The organism is Collimonas antrihumi (assembly GCF_018304965.1).
In the GTDB taxonomy this organism is placed as follows: domain Bacteria; phylum Pseudomonadota; class Gammaproteobacteria; order Burkholderiales; family Burkholderiaceae_D; genus Collimonas; species Collimonas antrihumi.
This window is the reverse complement of the sequence record NZ_JAGQED010000001.1, coordinates 274,061-289,103: the sequence shown is the minus strand read 5'-3', so window position 1 is coordinate 289,103 and position 15,043 is coordinate 274,061. Positions and strand designations below refer to the sequence as shown.

The following is a 15,043-nucleotide window of genomic DNA, read 5'->3' as shown; positions in this document are numbered from 1 at the left end:
CACTCATAGTTATCAGGCCGCTTTATCAATGGTGGCGAAAGTCTTGGCGTCGACGATCTTCAAGTCGGCTGCGATCATGCCTTGCCGGCCGTCTTCGAACTTGACCTGGGTTTCTATGTACTGCGATTGCCTGCCGCCATACAGGGCGTCAATCAGCACCGCATACTTGTTGGCGATGAAGTCGCGCCGCACCTTGCGGGTGCGCGTCAACTCATCATCATCGGCATCCAGTTCTTTGTGCAAAATCAGGAAGCGGTGAATCTGTGAAGCGGCCAACAAAGGATCCTGCACCAGGTCGGCATTGACTTTCTCAACGCAGTCGCCGATCAGACCGTACACCGCCTGCTGTGCGGCGAGGTCGGTGTAACTGCTGTAAGCCAGGTTGCGGCGCTCTGCCCAGTTGCCGACTGCATCCATGTCGATATTGATAAACGCCGTGCATTGCTCACGCTGATTGCCGAACACCACCGCTTCTTTAATGAAAGGGAAAAATTTCAATTTGTTTTCTATGTACTTTGGCGCAAACAAGGTGCCGCCAGCCATCTTGCCGACATCTTTGGCGCGATCGATGATTTTCAAATGGCCGTCACCGTCGAAAAATCCGGCGTCGCCAGTATGGAAATAACCGTCGGCGTCGATCGCTTCGGCGGTGGCATCCGGCCGCTTGAAATACGCTTTCATCAAACCCGGCGAACGCACCAGCACCTCGCCCTTGCTGTCGATATGCACCTCGACCCCCTTCATCGGCCGGCCCACCGTATCCAGCTTGACGTCGCCGGAAGGCTGCATGCAGACGGTGACGCAGGTTTCGGTCATGCCGTACAACTGCTTCAGGTTGATGCCCAGCGAACGATAGAAATCGAACAGGTCGGGACCGATGGCCTCGCCGCCGGTATAGGCGACCCGGATCCGCGACATGCCGAGTACATTCTTCAGTGGTCCGTAGATCAGCAGATCGCCGATCCGGTACAACAAGCGATCGGTGAGCGACACATCCGGCTTTTTATCGAGTATCCGAATCCCGACCCGCCGCGCAATACCCATGAAGGCGTGGAACATCTTGCGTTTTATCCAGCCGGCGTCTTCGATCCTGATCATCACTTGCGTCAGGATATTTTCATAGATGCGCGGCGGCGCGAAATAATAAGTCGGCCCGATCTCGCGCAGGTCCATCATCACGGTATTCGGCGATTCCGGGCAATTCAGGCAGAATCCGGCGACATGCGCTTGCGCAAACGAATACAGGAAATCGCCAACCCAGGCCAGCGGCAGGTAACACAGCAGATCGTCATGCTGGTTCAACTGATCGAACTCAACCAACGTCTGGGCCGTGGTGATCATCGCCGCATGCGTATGGCAAACACCTTTCGGTTTGCCGGTGGTGCCGGAGGTATACAGGATGATGGCGATATCGTCGGCCCGTCCGGCATTGACCTGGCTCATGAAGAAATCGGGATGCATCTGGTCAAAAGCCCGGCCCATCTCTGCCACCTTGGCAAACGTTGTCAGTTCCGGCTGATGATAATTGCGCATGCCGCGCTCGTCGTCGACGATGATGCGGCTGATCCGGTGCGGCGCCAGTGTCTGTTTGATTTCAAACACCTTGTCGACCTGCTCCTGGTCTTCGACCACCACGAAATCGATTTCAGCATCGTCCATGACGTAAGCCATGTCGGCCGCAGGCGCATCCTGATACAACGGCACCGGCATGCCGCCCAGGCATTGGGCAGCAGACATCGCCCAATACAGCCGCGGGCAGTTATTGCCGACAATCGCCAGGCTCATGCCGCGCCGGAAGCCAAGCGCTGCCAAACCGCAGGCAAAGGCCCGGACTTCCTCGGCAACCTGGGCCCAGCTCGTCGCCTGCCAGATGCCAAGATCTTTTTCCCGGAACGCCGGCTGCTGCGGGCGTTCCTTGGCATGCTTCAGGAGCAAACCTGGAAATGTCTCTGCTCCTGGACGTTGTGTTGTCTCCACCATCGCCCCCACCTTTTTTATATGGCCCCACGGCGTCGATTTCGATGCCGTGGATACCTGTCAGTGTCAAGTCAGTCTGAGCCGGCATGCTTACGTCGCACTTACTAGTGTAGTAGTGTCATGCCGGTTATTCGCTGCTTTATGCGATGATAGTAGTGTGAGTCGAGAGATGGGGTTGTCATCTCGCAGACAATTGCCGAATTTTCGATATTGCAACGCATCATAATGATTATAGAAACCTCGATTAAAGACATGCTGGCCAAGACCATGTGGGCACGATCGCTTACCAGCGAACAATTGACGCGGGTTGAAGCCGAGATGTTCAGCCGCAAGATTTCGAGCGGCGCTTTTGTTTGCCACAAGGGTGATCCGGTCACGCATTGGATTGGCGTGCATGAGGGATTGCTAAAAATGAGCAGCGTTTCCCCCGAAGGGAAAACGGTGTCCTTTGCCGGCATGGCCAACGGCGGCTGGCTTGGCGAAGGCTCATTGCTCAAGAGCGAGCCGCGCAAATACGATGTGGTGGCGCTGCGCGACAGTCAGCTGCTGTACATGCCGAAAGCGACTTACCTATGGCTGCTCGACAACAGCATCCAATTCAATCGTTTCCTGGTCACGCAGCTCAATGAACGGCTGGCGCTGTTTATTTCGCTGGTGGAATACGACCGCATGCTGGAGCCGGATGCACGCGTTGCGCGTTGCCTGGCGGCGCTATTCAACCCCTACTTGAATCCTGGCATAGGCCGCGAGCTGCAAATTTCCCAGGAAGAAGTCGGCAATCTTTCCGGCGCCTCGCGCCAGCGCGCCAACCAGGCCTTGCAGGTACTGGAAAAGGCGGGATTGTTGAAGGTCGATTACGGCAGCATCACCATTCTTGACCTGGACGGCTTGCGCCAGTTCCACTCCTGACAAGCTGACACCGCAGCAATGACCCGTAAGCGCAGCTTTCCGCCGGTAGTGGATGAGCAGGTCCGCATCCTGATACTGGGCAGTTTGCCAGGCAACGTGTCCCTGGCGCATAGCCAGTATTACGCGCATCCGCAAAATCGCTTTTGGAAATTGCTTTCCGAAGTGACCGGCGCCGACCTGCCGGAGCTGCCCTATCCGGACCGGCTGCAAACTCTTTTGAGCAAACACATCGGTTTATGGGACGTGGTGGCCGAAGCGCGGCGCGACGGCAGCCTGGATAGCAATATCCGCGACCATGTGCATAACGACCTGCCCACCTTGGCCGCCACGTTGCCGCAATTGACCACCATCGCCTTCAATGGCGGCATCGCAGCCAAACTCGGGCTCAGGGCGCTGGGCCAGCTGGCTGCACGTTATCGCATCGTGCAGCTTCCCTCGAGCAGCCCGGCTTATACCCGGCCATATGCGGAAAAGCTGGAAGCCTGGCTGGTGCTGCAAGATTGCCTCGATTGAGCCTGTACGCTTCGATAACAATCCCGCTACGCCTATAACATAAGAAAGCGACTCAACTTTGGGCTTATTGTGGCTGCGGCACGGTATCATTGCCCTACATTTTTATTCGATGTCCGATTTATTACGCCCTTTACGCCTCATGCTGATCAAACGCAAATCCATAGAAGCCGATGCCAACCGGATGGCCGGCCCCGGCAAACGCTCCGAAGTTGCAAAAAAAGACACGCCAAAACCCGCCCGCAAACCCAAATTCGCCCCGGTCACATTATCCGAACAAAACGGCGTGCGCTTCCTGCACTTCGGCACCGAATGGGTGCAAGGCGCCATGCGGCTGCGCAAGCCTGACTGGCCTGAACTGGAATATGCCCAGCAGATGATGGCCTGGATGCTGTTCAATCCGGAACCGCAACACATCGTGCAACTGGGCCTGGGTACGGCGGCGCTGACCAAGTTCAGTTATCGCCAGTTTCCTGAGGCGCGTGTCACCGCAATCGAACTGAACCCGTCGGTATTGGCGATCTGCTCATCGATGTTCAAACTGCCTGCCGACGACGAACGGCTGTCCGTGCTGGAGATGGACGCCATGGATTACGTGCTCGATCCGCACAACCACGACACCATCGACGCCCTGCAGGTCGACCTGTACGACGCCACCGTGCGCGGCCCGGTACTGGATACGCCTGAGTTCTACAGTGCTTGTGCAGCTTGCCTGAAGGATGGCGGCATCATGACGGTCAACCTGTTTGGCGATCATCCCAGCTATGCCAAAAACCTGAAAGCCATGAAATTCGCCTTCGACGCTGTCTGGTGCCTGCCGGAAGTCCACGAAGGCAATGTCATCGCCATCGCGTTCAAAAAAGCGCCGCCAGTCGATTTCAGCGCCTTGTACGAACGCGCAGCCGAAATTACCGCAGCCACCAAACTGCCGGCCAAATCGTGGGTCAATGGATTGAAGGCATGGCATTCGCCGCAGTAAGAGATAAAAGAGATAAGAGATTAATGTAGTGCTGCTCAATTTAATTGAATTAAAGATGAGCACACCAGATAAACCCGGCTCAACCAACCGACATCCCTATTGCAATGAACACTGCATCGCAAAAAACCCTGGACTTGCAGCAAATCTTCACCTGGTTGCTGAACGATGGCACCGTCGACAAAAACGAAGTCAAACTTTTCTACACCCAGGCGCAAGGAATTTTCCGCAACGCGCCGATTGCGATCCATCCACTCAATGCAGTAGCCCAGTGCAAGCGCCAGTCGGCGTTGCCGCCGCATCGCGCCATCACGCTCGAATGGCTCACCGAGTGGCTGGCGCGCCAGGTGCAAATGCCGTTCTACCGGATCGACCCGCTGAAGATCGATTTCGCCAAGGTCGCCGACGTCATGTCGGCCAGTTACGCCACGCGCTTCAATATCCTGCCGGTTGAACTCAGCCTGACCGAGCTGGTGATTGCCACCGCCGAGCCGTTCCGCACTGAATGGCAGGCGGAAATCGCCAAGATTTCACGCCGCAATATCCGCCTGGTGATTGCCAATCCGCTCGATATCACGCAATACATCACGCAGTTTTTCACGCTGGCGAAATCGATCAAGAGCGCCCACAAAACCGGCGGACAAGATCTGGCGCTGCGCAACAACTTCGAGCAACTGGTTGAACTCGGCAAATCCAACAAGCAAGTCGACGCCAACGACCAGCACATCGTCAATATCGTCGACTGGCTATGGCAATATGCGTTTGAACAACGCGCCTCCGACATCCATATGGAGCCGAAGCGCGATTTCAGCGCCATTCGTTTCCGTATCGACGGCGTCCTGCATCAGGTGTACCAGGTGCCTGCGGTGGTCATGATTGCCATGACCGCGCGGATCAAATTGCTGGGGCGGATGGATGTTATCGAGAAGCGCCGGCCGCAGGATGGCCGTATCAAGACCCGTACCGCCGGCGGCCAGGAAATCGAACTGCGCCTGTCCACCCTGCCGACTGCCTTCGGCGAGAAGCTGGTGATGCGGATTTTCGATCCGGATGTGGTGGTGAAAACCTTGCCGGAACTGGGCTTTCCGACGGACGATGCTTTGCGCTGGGATGCGCTGACCAAGCGGCCGCACGGCATTATCCTGGTGACCGGCCCGACCGGCTCCGGTAAAACCACGACGCTGTACACCACTCTCAAGGCGCTGGCCACGTCCGAAGTCAACGTCTGCTCGGTGGAAGATCCGATTGAAATGGTGGAACCTTCGTTCAACCAGATGCAGGTCAACCACGGTATCGACCTCACCTTCGCCGACGGCGTGCGGGCTTTGATGCGGCAGGATCCGGACATCATCATGGTGGGCGAAATCCGCGATCTGGAAACTGCGGAAATGGCCATCCAGGCGGCCCTTACCGGCCATCTGGTCCTATCGACCCTGCATACCAACGATGCGCCGTCGGCCGTGATGCGCTTGCTGGAACTGGGGGTGCCTTACTATCTGCTGGAAACCACCTTGATCGGCATCATGGCGCAACGCCTGGTGCGCACGCTTTGCACCCACTGCAAAAGCGCCGACGGCCATGTCGCCGATGAAGTCTGGGCCACGCTGGTTGAAAGCTGGAACCTGCCCAAGCCTGCCACCGTCTATCACCCGGTCGGCTGCCCGGAATGCCGCCAGACCGGCTACCGTGGACGCACCGGCCTGTACGAACTGCTGAGCGTGACCCAGCCGTTCTCAAAACTGATCCAGACCGAAACCGATATCCACGCGTTGAAACAGCAAAGCATCGCCGATGGCATGAAACCTTTGCGCCTGGCCGGCGCGTTGAAGGTAATGGAAGGCGTCACCACGGTGGAAGAAGTCTTGAAAGTCACTTCAGCGCTGACCTGAGCCGCAATCGGCCGGTATCCCGGCAGCGACAGCAACCGATAAGGGCTGCCCGTCTTCTTGACCGGTAGCCCTTACGTTATTTCGCCGCCGCAGATTGGCAAACGTTAGACATTAACATTGATGAAATTACAAAAATAACATTTTTATTGTGCAAATACCATTCCTGCATCAACTCTAGAATAGATTTCCAATAGACAAGCATTTAACCTTTGCGTAAGCTAAGGCACGCTATTGCCAACGCCGTTTTCAATGCCCGTTAATCTGCTTGAAAGCGGCGTCAGCATTAGCTCAGGGAGAAATATGGTTTTTGCGGTACAGGGAGTTGTCAGGCGCTGTTAGTTTGCAATAAAAAAAACAGGCGGGAAATCCGCTCCGACCATACGCAGTCAAATCCGGATAAAAATAATGAAATTGATCAATTTTAATTTCGTAACGGTAGCACTTGTCTTCAGCTTTATCAGTTCAGCGTTTGCCCAGGAAGATCCAACCTTGTTCCTGAACCGCGCCAACGCAAAAATCGCCAAGGCGATGGCCTTCAAAACCACCTGGGACGGCCCCACCAGCGGCCCGAAAATCGCAGCACAAAAAAAATCGATTGTGCTGATCGCCTCCAATCTCAAGAACAATGGCGTCATGCGGGTTGCCAACGGCGTCAAGGAAGCGGCGGCGGTAGCCGGCTGGGACGTCTTCGTGATCGATTGCTGGGGTGTCAACAGCAAACACGCGGAAGCCTTCAGCAGAGCGCTGGCCTTGCAGCCGAACGGCATCGTCCTGGCCGGGATCGACGCCAACGAACAACCCAAGGAAATGAACAACGCCAACACCCAGAAGGTGCCGGTGATCGGTTGGCATGCCTCGACCAGGATCGGCCCCAGCGACGGCTTGTTTACCAACGTCACCGCCGACCCTAAAGAAGAGGCATTGATTGCAGCCTTGTTAGGGGTGGTCGATTCAAACGGCAAGGCCGGCGTGGTGATTCTCACCGATCCGAACAGCTTGTATGAGCAGTCGAAATCGAATGTCATCGCCGCGGCAATCAAACAATGCCGGACCTGCAACTTACTCAGCGTAGAAGCATTGCCGGCCACTACCACCGCCGACAAGATGCCGGCCTTGCTCACTTCACTGGCGCAGCGCTTCGGCAAAAAATGGACGCACATCATCGGCGTCAATGACAAGTACCTTGATCTGCTGGCAACGCCGGCCTCGGCGGCGATTATCTCCAGCAACAAGATTGAGGCGCTGTCCGCCGGCGAAGGTTCTGAATCGGCTTATCAACGCATCCGCAGCAAGAATATCCAGGTTGCTACCGTGCCGGAACCGTTCAGCCAGCAAGGCTGGCAAATCGTCGATGAGTTGAATCGCTCGTTTGCCGGCGAAAAAGCCAGCGCCTATACCACTCCCGTGTATCTGGTCACGGAGCAGAACATTGCATTTCACGGCGGCCAGCAGAACACTTTTGAACCGAATAACGGCTACCGCGCGGAATATAAGAAAATCTGGGGGAAATAAGGCCAAATAAGGTCGTTAGCCCGCGCCTGTGCGATGGAGGTAGAATCGGAAAGTGTCAGCTCCGTTCAACGATAGTGATAGTTCAGGGAGAATGCAAATGCAATCCAGAAGAATCCTTATCGCGCAAGGCGGCGGCCCTACCGCCGTGATCAACCAGTCCCTGGTGGGGGTCGTGCTGGCGGCGCGCGGCATATCAGATGTCGGCCTGGTGTATGGGGCGCGCAATGGCGTGCGCGGCATAGTCAACGAAGACTTTCTCGACCTGGGCCAGGAAACCAGCAGCAACCTGGAGCTGGTGGCGAACACGCCATCTTCCGCGTTGGGATCGACGCGCGACAAACCTGACCTTAAGTATTGCCAGGAGATTATCCAGGTGCTGCAAGCGCATCAGATAAATCATTTTTTCTATATCGGCGGCAACGATTCATCCGACACCCTGCGCATTCTCAGCCTGGAGGCGGAAAAGCTAACCTTCCCCTTACGCTGTATCCATATTCCCAAAACCATCGACAACGATCTGGTCAGCAACGATCACACGCCAGGCTTTCCATCGGCGGCACGCTTCGTGGCCCAGGCATTTGCTGGCGCCAACCTCGATAACGCTTCCCTGCCCGGCGTCTACGTCGGCGTGGTGATGGGGCGGCACGCAGGCTTTTTGACGGCCGCATCCGCGCTAGGCAGAAAATTCCCCGATGACGGGCCGCACCTGATTTATCTGCCGGAGCGGGTTTTTGTACTGGAGAAATTCCTGGCCGACGTGAAACAAGCCTACCAACGCTTCGGCCGTTGCGTGATTGCCGTTTCCGAAGGCATACACGATGCATCGGGCACGCCTATCGCCAGCCTGCTGGCGAAGACGGTGGAACGCGATGCCCATGGCAATGTGCAACTATCCGGCAACGGCGCCTTGGCTGATTTGCTGTGTGAAGAGATCAAATCGAAATTGAATATCAAACGCGTCCGCGGCGATACCTTCGGCTATCTGCAGCGCTCGTTTATGGGGTGCGTATCGGACGTGGACCAGCGCGAGGCGCGTGAGGTCGGCGAAAAAGCATTGCAGTTTGCGGTGCACGACAATCGCAACGGCACAGTCGCCATCAAGCGCAGCGGCGCTTATTCGGTCGACTACGAATTGTTGGAGCTGGATGTGGTGGCTGGTAAAACCAGGGTCATGGAAGATGAGCTGATCGCCGCCAGCGGCACCGACGTCACCGATGCTTTCCGGCTCTACCTGCAACCCTTGCTGGGATCGGGCATGCCAGACGGCTTCCGCCTGCGCGCCCACCCAGTCGCCAAGATACGGAACACCTCTGGCTGATCCACATCTGCCCTTATGGAGACGCGCCCTCCATGGCGCTGTCGTACTTGCCGAGACGCGCCAGGCCATTCAACTGGCAACGCCGGAAGAAAGTTTTTTGTGCTTCGGCCACGTTCTGCTCCAGCCCCTTCCAGGCCATCAACACCGGCGCCTGCAGCGCCCGCCCGTAAGAAAAACTCACCGGCCAGGGATGCGCGCCGAGCTGGTTCATGGCATTCAAATGGGCCGTCGCATCTTGTGCGCTTTGGCCACCAGACAAAAAGACAATGCCCGGCACGGCCGCCGGCACATAACGTGCCAGGCAACGCATGGTAGCCTCGGCAACTTGCTGCACATCAGCTTGCTGCGCGCACTTCATGCCAGCGATGACCATGTTCGGCTTGAGCAGCATGCCCTCGAACGCGACGCGCTGCGCATCTAGCTCGGCAAACACAATTTCCAGCACCTGTGATGTCACCGCCTCGCAACGTTCGATGTTATGGGAACCATCCATCAGCACTTCCGGTTCAACGATAGGCACAATGCCGACTTCCTGACACAACGCAGCGTAACGCGCCAGAGCGTGCGCGTTGGCCTGGATGGCAGACGTACTCGGGATGTCGCTTTCATTAATCTCGATCACGCCGCGCCATTTGGCAAACCTGGCGCCCAGCTGTCGATACTCTTGAAGCCGATCGCGCAAGCCGTCCAGTCCTTCGGTGATTTTCTCGCCCGCATGCAATGCCAGCGGCTTGGCGCCGCCATCCACTTTGATGCCCGGGATGATTCCACGGCGCGTCAGCAGTTCGGCAAAAGGTGTGCCCTCCGCACAGCTCTGACGCAACGTTTCATCGTACAGGATGACACCACCGATATAAGGCTCCACACCCTCGGTAGTTAACAGGATTTCGCGATAGCGGCGGCGGCTCTCTTCGGTGCATTCGAGCTTGATTGCGTCGAACCGCTTCTTGATGGTCGGCCCGCTTTCGTCCGCGGCCAGGATACCCTTCTGTTGCGCAACGATGGCGCTGGCCACCGATTTCAGCTCGTCGATATTCATAGCTGGTTACTCCCAGTGATGACTGCAGACTGCGAAAAGTTCTCCAGAACATGCTGCCACGAATGCAGCGGCAAGGCAACCGTCCGCAACAGGCTGACTTGCCGCTGCATTCGCGGCGGCCTGGACTATATCTGGAAGCCCGAATCAAAATGCAGGCTTAGGTGCGCCACCGCACCGACCAACTGCTGCTTTGAGGGTATTTTCAAGGTCAGGGTGTAGGCATTCGCCTATAACTCGATATTGACAAAGAGGTGTTCCATGAAAACGAACCAAAAACTTTCAGTCGGTGCTATGACTCTGCTTGTAGTACTCGGCTTGAGCGCATGTGACGGCATGTCTCGCCGTGGCACGGATACGGCAATCGGCGCCGGCATAGGCGCAGTCGGCGGTGCTGTATTGACCAACGGCAGCGCCCTTGGCACAGTCGGCGGTGCGGCGGTCGGCGGCGTCATCGGTAACCAGGCAGGAAAACGCTGATTGCGCGGCAGGGCCGACACGATTGCTACTGACAAAATTGTCGGCGTCTTGCAATAAAAATAGCAGGCCGCGGCCCGCTTCCATGCGTGTTTCCGCAAGCGCAAACTACAGCAACGCTGCATATGCCTCCCGATCGACCGCATAACAGCCGCATGCAGCAGCTTCCAGTCCCGGTCGGTCAAGCACCTTGAGGTTGCCGCGCCGATACTCTATAAGCCCGTCACGTTGCAAGGCGCTGGCGGCAGCCGTGATACCTTCTCGACGCACGCCAAGCATGGTGGCCAGGAATTCATGGGTAACGTGAAAGTGGTCGGAATGCGCGCGATCCTGGCTCATCAGGAGCCAGCGCGCCAGGCGCGGTCCGATCAAATGGAAACGGAGGCACGCCGCCGAGGTGATCATCTGCGCCATGCGTACATACAGGTAATTGTGCATGCCGCGTTGTAACGCCGGGCTGCACGCGAGTTCGTTACGGAAAGCACTGGCACTTATGCGCCGCACAGTACCAGGGCTTTGCACCACAGCGTGCACCAGCGCCATGGCCACACCCAGCGCCATCTGCCCCCCCAACATGCCTTCCCGTCCCACCATGCCAACCTCAACGCCGGGGCTGCCATCAATCAAAGCCATCAGCGAAATCGATGCATCGATAGGAAAATAGACATGACGGATAAGCTTGCCAGGTTCGCACAATATTTCACTCGGCTCCAGTTCAATCAACTCGCTGACAGCAAGCAGACGCAACCGCTCCTTGCGCGGAAGCAGTTCGATCAAATGGTTCTCGACGGTGCCCAAACCAGTTCTCCGGTATATTGCCGGCCCACCACCTTAATTTGCGGTAGGCCGGAGCGAGATGAAGATCGCGTTATTGGCAAATACAATGTCGGGTAGTAACAGCAGTTTGCAGCAGGCATTCACGCCTGACCGTCTGTTAGCACACATATGGAAAATTTAGTTGGGACACCGGCCATAAAACAGCCGGGCGGGCAGAAACACGGCAGCCATGCCGATGATGAATGACTCCGGCAGACGATTTTGCATCAGATTGCCAATTTATCAGGAAGCAGGCGGTCGCACTCCTTCTTGACGACTGCATAACATTCACATGTGCGCTTCTCCAGTCCCTCTCGGTCTAGCACTGTGATGTGTCCGCGTACATAGCGAATCAATCCAGCCGTCTGCAAACTTCCCGCGGCCTCGGTAACGCCTTCGCGCCGCACGCCGAGCATGTTGGCGATCAGCTCCTGCGTCATCACCAGATCGTTGCCCTGCAGCCGATCCAGGCTTAACAGCAGCCAGCGGCATAGCTGCTGATCCAGCGTATGGTGCCGGTTGCACACCGCCGTCTGCGACATCTGCGTGATCAAAGCCTGGGTATAGCGCAACAGCAGGTGCAGCACTGGCCCGGCGCGGTTGAACTCGTCCTTCATGACCCGCGCGCGCAACCGGAACCCCTGGCCGGCACTTTGCACCACCGCACGGCTGGGGGTGGATTCGCCACCCATGAACAGGGACACGCCGACGATACCCTCGTTGCCCACCACGGCGATCTCGGCCGAGGCGCCGTTTTCCAGCAGATACAACAGCGAAACGATGGAAGTGGTCGGGAAATAGACATAGCTCAGCGTGCTGCCCGATTCGTACAACACCTGGCCGAGCGGCATATCGACGGCTTCCAGTTGCGGTTGCCAACGCTCCCACTCAGCGTCCGGAAGTGCAGCCAGTAAATGGTTTTTCCTGGGATTTGGAGAGTTGTCCATGATGAAACTCCAAGGCTCGTTTAGCTTCTGGAAGTAACGCAGACGCTGCCGCATCCGAGTTTTTGAGTATAAACCCGAAATAAACTTTGATGTCCGGTAGCGCACAGAGCACCGGGCCGCAAAAAAGTTGGCAAAAAAATGGGCACATCGGCGCAGAACGACTACAAACCACAGTGTTTGCCAGCCAAGCCGGATTTTTATGCAAAAAGACAACACTTCATGTTAAATTTCCATCCTGCAACTTGCGACAGCCAAAAATCTTGGGAAAACGGGGAAAACGTATGCATGAAAACAAAGCTATCAAATTCACTCGCGGCTGCAAGCTCACGCTGGCAAGCGCAACCGCGGCATGCGTATTTTTCTCGGGATTGATGATCGCCAACGCCGCTGCCACGCTACCTCCTCCGAATGCCATTACCCCTGACGGCGGTCAATATTATGGCCAGCTTACGGACGGCAAGATGCAAGGCCAGGGAAAAATAGAATGGGCGAACGGCGCCAGCTACGAAGGTGGTTTTGACAAGGGACTGTTTTCGGGAAAGGGGAAATACCGTTCAGATGCAGGCGACCGGTATGACGGCGAATTCAAGCAAGGAATGTACGCCGGCAAAGGTGAAATAAAGTACCGGGACGGGCGCAGATACGCAGGTCAATTCGCTAACGGGCAATATCAAGGCAAAGGGCGACTCGAAGTAAAGGATGAAGAATCCTACGAGGGCGAATTCGACAAAGGAGAGTTCACAGGATACGGCATCTATCATGTACACAAAGGCTCTCGCTATGTTGGCGCTTTCAAGAACTGGCGCCCTCAAGGCGGTGGCCGGCTTACCGATGCAGGCGGCAATATCTATGAAGGTATTTTTGCCGATGGCCGGCTGGTCGGAAAAGCACACTACATCGGCAAGGACGGCAGCAGCTATGTGGGCGAGTTCAAAAACTGGAAATATCACGGACAAGGGATTTACCGGAGTGCCAAGGGCGATCGGTACACCGGAAATTTTGCCTACGGCATGTATGAGGGTGAAGGCGTCCTTATTTACGCTTCGCCACAAAAAGATGGCCGCACCGAGGACAGCGGCACCTGGAGCTACGGCGTCCTGGAAGACAAGAAAGCTGAAACGCAAACCAGGCTGAATATAGAAACCGCCTTATACAATCAACGCACCCTGCTTGACAAGGCTTTGGCGGCAATTGCGCCGCATGAAGCCGGCAAGATCAATCTGTATCTACTGGCTGTCGCCGGCGACGGTTCCCAAGAAGTATTTCACCGCGAGACAGATTTTGTCCGCAACCAGTTTGATCGCGATTTCGGTACCCGGGGACGCTCCATAGTATTGGTCAACAGCCGCAATACGGTAGCCCAGGCGCCGATGGCGACAGTAACCAGCATCCGCGAAAGCCTGAACGCCATCGCCAGCCGGATGGATAAGGAAAACGACATCTTGTTCCTGTACCTGACCAGCCACGGATCGCAGGATCACGAATTGAGCCTGGCCCAGAATGGCATGGAGTTGCGCAATCTTCCAGCACAGGAGCTGGGAAAATTGCTATCCGAGTCAGGCATACGCTGGAAAGTGGTCGTGGTCTCAGCCTGCTACGCGGGTGGTTTCATCAAGCCGTTAAAAGACGAACACACCATGGTGATTGCCGCCGCCCGCCAGGATCGAACCTCCTTCGGATGTGCCGATGACAACGACTTCACTTACTTTGGCAAAGCGTTTTTCCAAAAATCCTTGCCTGGCAGTGCATCCTTTAGCGAAGCTTTCGATAAAGCCAAGGCGTTGGTCACGACCTGGGAAAACGATGACATCAAGGCCGCCGGAAAATCAGGTGAAGTTACCCATTCAGAACCGCAAATACATCACACTGCCCTGATTGACCAGTACTTGAAAAAATGGCGGGCGCAGATAAAAGCTGCGGCAGTCAGTACCGACAAGCAGTGAAACAGCACCCGATAACAACATTATGCTTACGAGACGAGAGACAACCATAAGCGATAAGAAACGCTGGGGTACTGGGATGGCGTCGATGACGATACGCAGGCCTGACCCGCGCCGTAATTGATGAAATCAAGTCAAATCACGATTCATGCGCGTCAGAACACCCGCCGCTCAACTAAACCGGTGAGCGGCGGCTTAACCTTCATTGCTGTTCGTAAGCTTGTTTCAAAAGTTTGATGTCTATCTTGTCCATCTTCATCATTGCCTGCATGACTCTTTGCGATTTTTGCGGATCCTTGTCTTGCAGCAGTTCACCCAAAATGGTCGGAATGATTTGCCAGCAAAGGCCGAATTTGTCTTTGATCCAGCCGCATCTCTGCGACTCCCCGCCTTCGGAAAACCTGCCCCACAGTTCGTCGACTTCTTCCTGCGTCTGGCAATTCACGAAGAATGAAATAGCTGGCGTAAAACTGAATTGCGGCCCGCCGTTCAAGGCGATGAAATCCTGTCCATGCAGCTGGAATGTGGCGGACATCACTGCCCCCTTGGGGCCTGGTCCGGCATCGCCGTATCGCATGATGTTGCCGATTTTCGCGTCCTTGAAAATCGAGGTATAAAAATTCATTGCTTCCTCGGCTTTACCGTCAAACCACAGGAATGGTGTAATTTTTTGCATTTTCTCGCTCCTTGTCTGGTTCCGAACATGCGCTATTCCTGACGAAAGGCGCTGCGGTCA

13 protein-coding genes are annotated in these 15,043 nt (G+C 56.0%); 8 read left to right on the top strand and 5 right to left on the bottom strand.

The genetic code is table 11. The features are described 5' to 3' along the window. Positions 1–12 precede the first annotated feature (12 nt). The gene (locus KHU29_RS01280; RefSeq protein ID WP_211450885.1) at positions 13–1,980 is read right to left on the bottom strand and encodes an AMP-dependent synthetase/ligase; all 1,968 of its coding nucleotides are present in this window, start codon (positions 1,978–1,980) and stop codon (positions 13–15) included. 249 nt (positions 1,981–2,229) lie between these two features. Between KHU29_RS01280 and KHU29_RS01275 the strand changes: the two genes are divergently transcribed. The 6 genes from KHU29_RS01275 to KHU29_RS01250 all read left to right on the top strand — a co-directional run bounded on the left by KHU29_RS01275 (position 2,230) and on the right by KHU29_RS01250 (position 9,091). Then, positions 2,230–2,886: a Crp/Fnr family transcriptional regulator gene (locus KHU29_RS01275; RefSeq protein ID WP_211451126.1), complete on the top strand. Its 657-nt coding sequence runs from the start codon at positions 2,230–2,232 to the stop codon at positions 2,884–2,886. An 18-nt stretch (positions 2,887–2,904) separates the two neighbouring features. Further along, positions 2,905–3,399, top strand: coding sequence for a DNA-deoxyinosine glycosylase (locus KHU29_RS01270; RefSeq protein ID WP_211450884.1), 495 nt, complete (start codon positions 2,905–2,907; stop codon positions 3,397–3,399). Between the two features lie 139 nt (positions 3,400–3,538). After that, positions 3,539–4,375, top strand: a complete 837-nt coding sequence (locus tag KHU29_RS01265; protein ID WP_211450883.1) for a spermine/spermidine synthase domain-containing protein — start codon at positions 3,539–3,541, stop codon at positions 4,373–4,375. 104 nt (positions 4,376–4,479) lie between these two features. After that, positions 4,480–6,261, top strand: coding sequence for a type IV pilus assembly ATPase TfpB (gene tfpB / locus KHU29_RS01260; protein WP_211450882.1), 1,782 nt, complete (start codon positions 4,480–4,482; stop codon positions 6,259–6,261). A 405-nt stretch (positions 6,262–6,666) separates the two neighbouring features. Beyond that, the gene (locus KHU29_RS01255; protein WP_211450881.1) at positions 6,667–7,773 is read left to right on the top strand and encodes a substrate-binding domain-containing protein; all 1,107 of its coding nucleotides are present in this window, start codon (positions 6,667–6,669) and stop codon (positions 7,771–7,773) included. 97 nt (positions 7,774–7,870) lie between these two features. After that, entirely contained in the window at positions 7,871–9,091 is a 1,221-nt protein-coding gene (locus KHU29_RS01250) for a 6-phosphofructokinase (protein ID WP_211450880.1), read from the top strand. 13 nt (positions 9,092–9,104) lie between these two features. Here the strand turns inward: KHU29_RS01250 and KHU29_RS01245 are convergent, their stop codons facing one another. Then, complete coding sequence (locus KHU29_RS01245) at positions 9,105–10,130, bottom strand: class I fructose-bisphosphate aldolase (protein WP_211450879.1); 1,026 nt, start codon at positions 10,128–10,130, stop codon at positions 9,105–9,107. Between the two features lie 291 nt (positions 10,131–10,421). Here KHU29_RS01245 and KHU29_RS01240 point away from each other — a divergent pair, with 291 nt between their 5' ends. Further along, positions 10,422–10,607: a glycine zipper 2TM domain-containing protein gene (locus KHU29_RS01240; protein ID WP_425514433.1), complete on the top strand. Its 186-nt coding sequence runs from the start codon at positions 10,422–10,424 to the stop codon at positions 10,605–10,607. 105 nt (positions 10,608–10,712) lie between these two features. On the opposite strand, the gene KHU29_RS01235 is transcribed toward KHU29_RS01240, so the two are convergent. Together KHU29_RS01235 and KHU29_RS01230 are read right to left on the bottom strand one after the other, a co-directional pair. Further along, positions 10,713–11,381: a Crp/Fnr family transcriptional regulator gene (locus KHU29_RS01235; protein WP_246541326.1), complete on the bottom strand. Its 669-nt coding sequence runs from the start codon at positions 11,379–11,381 to the stop codon at positions 10,713–10,715. Positions 11,382–11,647: 266 nt separating this feature from the next. Next, positions 11,648–12,367: a Crp/Fnr family transcriptional regulator gene (locus tag KHU29_RS01230; protein WP_211450876.1), complete on the bottom strand. Its 720-nt coding sequence runs from the start codon at positions 12,365–12,367 to the stop codon at positions 11,648–11,650. A 281-nt stretch (positions 12,368–12,648) separates the two neighbouring features. Between KHU29_RS01230 and KHU29_RS01225 the strand changes: the two genes are divergently transcribed. Continuing rightward, positions 12,649–14,310: a C13 family peptidase gene (locus tag KHU29_RS01225; protein ID WP_211450875.1), complete on the top strand. Its 1,662-nt coding sequence runs from the start codon at positions 12,649–12,651 to the stop codon at positions 14,308–14,310. 199 nt (positions 14,311–14,509) lie between these two features. Here KHU29_RS01225 and KHU29_RS01220 read toward each other — a convergent pair whose 3' ends face one another. Beyond that, positions 14,510–14,983, bottom strand: coding sequence for a VOC family protein (locus KHU29_RS01220; RefSeq protein WP_211450874.1), 474 nt, complete (start codon positions 14,981–14,983; stop codon positions 14,510–14,512). Positions 14,984–15,043: the final 60 nt, after the last annotated feature.

Bases quoted from the DNA above. Each gene is read 5' to 3' on its own strand.
- KHU29_RS01280 (WP_211450885.1), bottom strand. From the start codon at position 1,980: ATGGTGGAGACAACACAACGTCCAGGAGCAGAGACATTTCCAGGTTTG.
- KHU29_RS01275 (WP_211451126.1), top strand. From the start codon at position 2,230: ATGCTGGCCAAGACCATGTGGGCACGATCGCTTACCAGCGAACAATTG.
- KHU29_RS01270 (WP_211450884.1), top strand. From the start codon at position 2,905: ATGACCCGTAAGCGCAGCTTTCCGCCGGTAGTGGATGAGCAGGTCCGC.
- KHU29_RS01265 (WP_211450883.1), top strand. From the start codon at position 3,539: ATGCTGATCAAACGCAAATCCATAGAAGCCGATGCCAACCGGATGGCC.
- tfpB (WP_211450882.1), top strand. From the start codon at position 4,480: ATGAACACTGCATCGCAAAAAACCCTGGACTTGCAGCAAATCTTCACC.
- KHU29_RS01255 (WP_211450881.1), top strand. From the start codon at position 6,667: ATGAAATTGATCAATTTTAATTTCGTAACGGTAGCACTTGTCTTCAGC.
- KHU29_RS01250 (WP_211450880.1), top strand. From the start codon at position 7,871: ATGCAATCCAGAAGAATCCTTATCGCGCAAGGCGGCGGCCCTACCGCC.
- KHU29_RS01245 (WP_211450879.1), bottom strand. From the start codon at position 10,130: ATGAATATCGACGAGCTGAAATCGGTGGCCAGCGCCATCGTTGCGCAA.
- KHU29_RS01240 (WP_425514433.1), top strand. From the start codon at position 10,422: ATGACTCTGCTTGTAGTACTCGGCTTGAGCGCATGTGACGGCATGTCT.
- KHU29_RS01230 (WP_211450876.1), bottom strand. From the start codon at position 12,367: ATGGACAACTCTCCAAATCCCAGGAAAAACCATTTACTGGCTGCACTT.
- KHU29_RS01225 (WP_211450875.1), top strand. From the start codon at position 12,649: ATGCATGAAAACAAAGCTATCAAATTCACTCGCGGCTGCAAGCTCACG.
- KHU29_RS01220 (WP_211450874.1), bottom strand. From the start codon at position 14,983: ATGCAAAAAATTACACCATTCCTGTGGTTTGACGGTAAAGCCGAGGAA.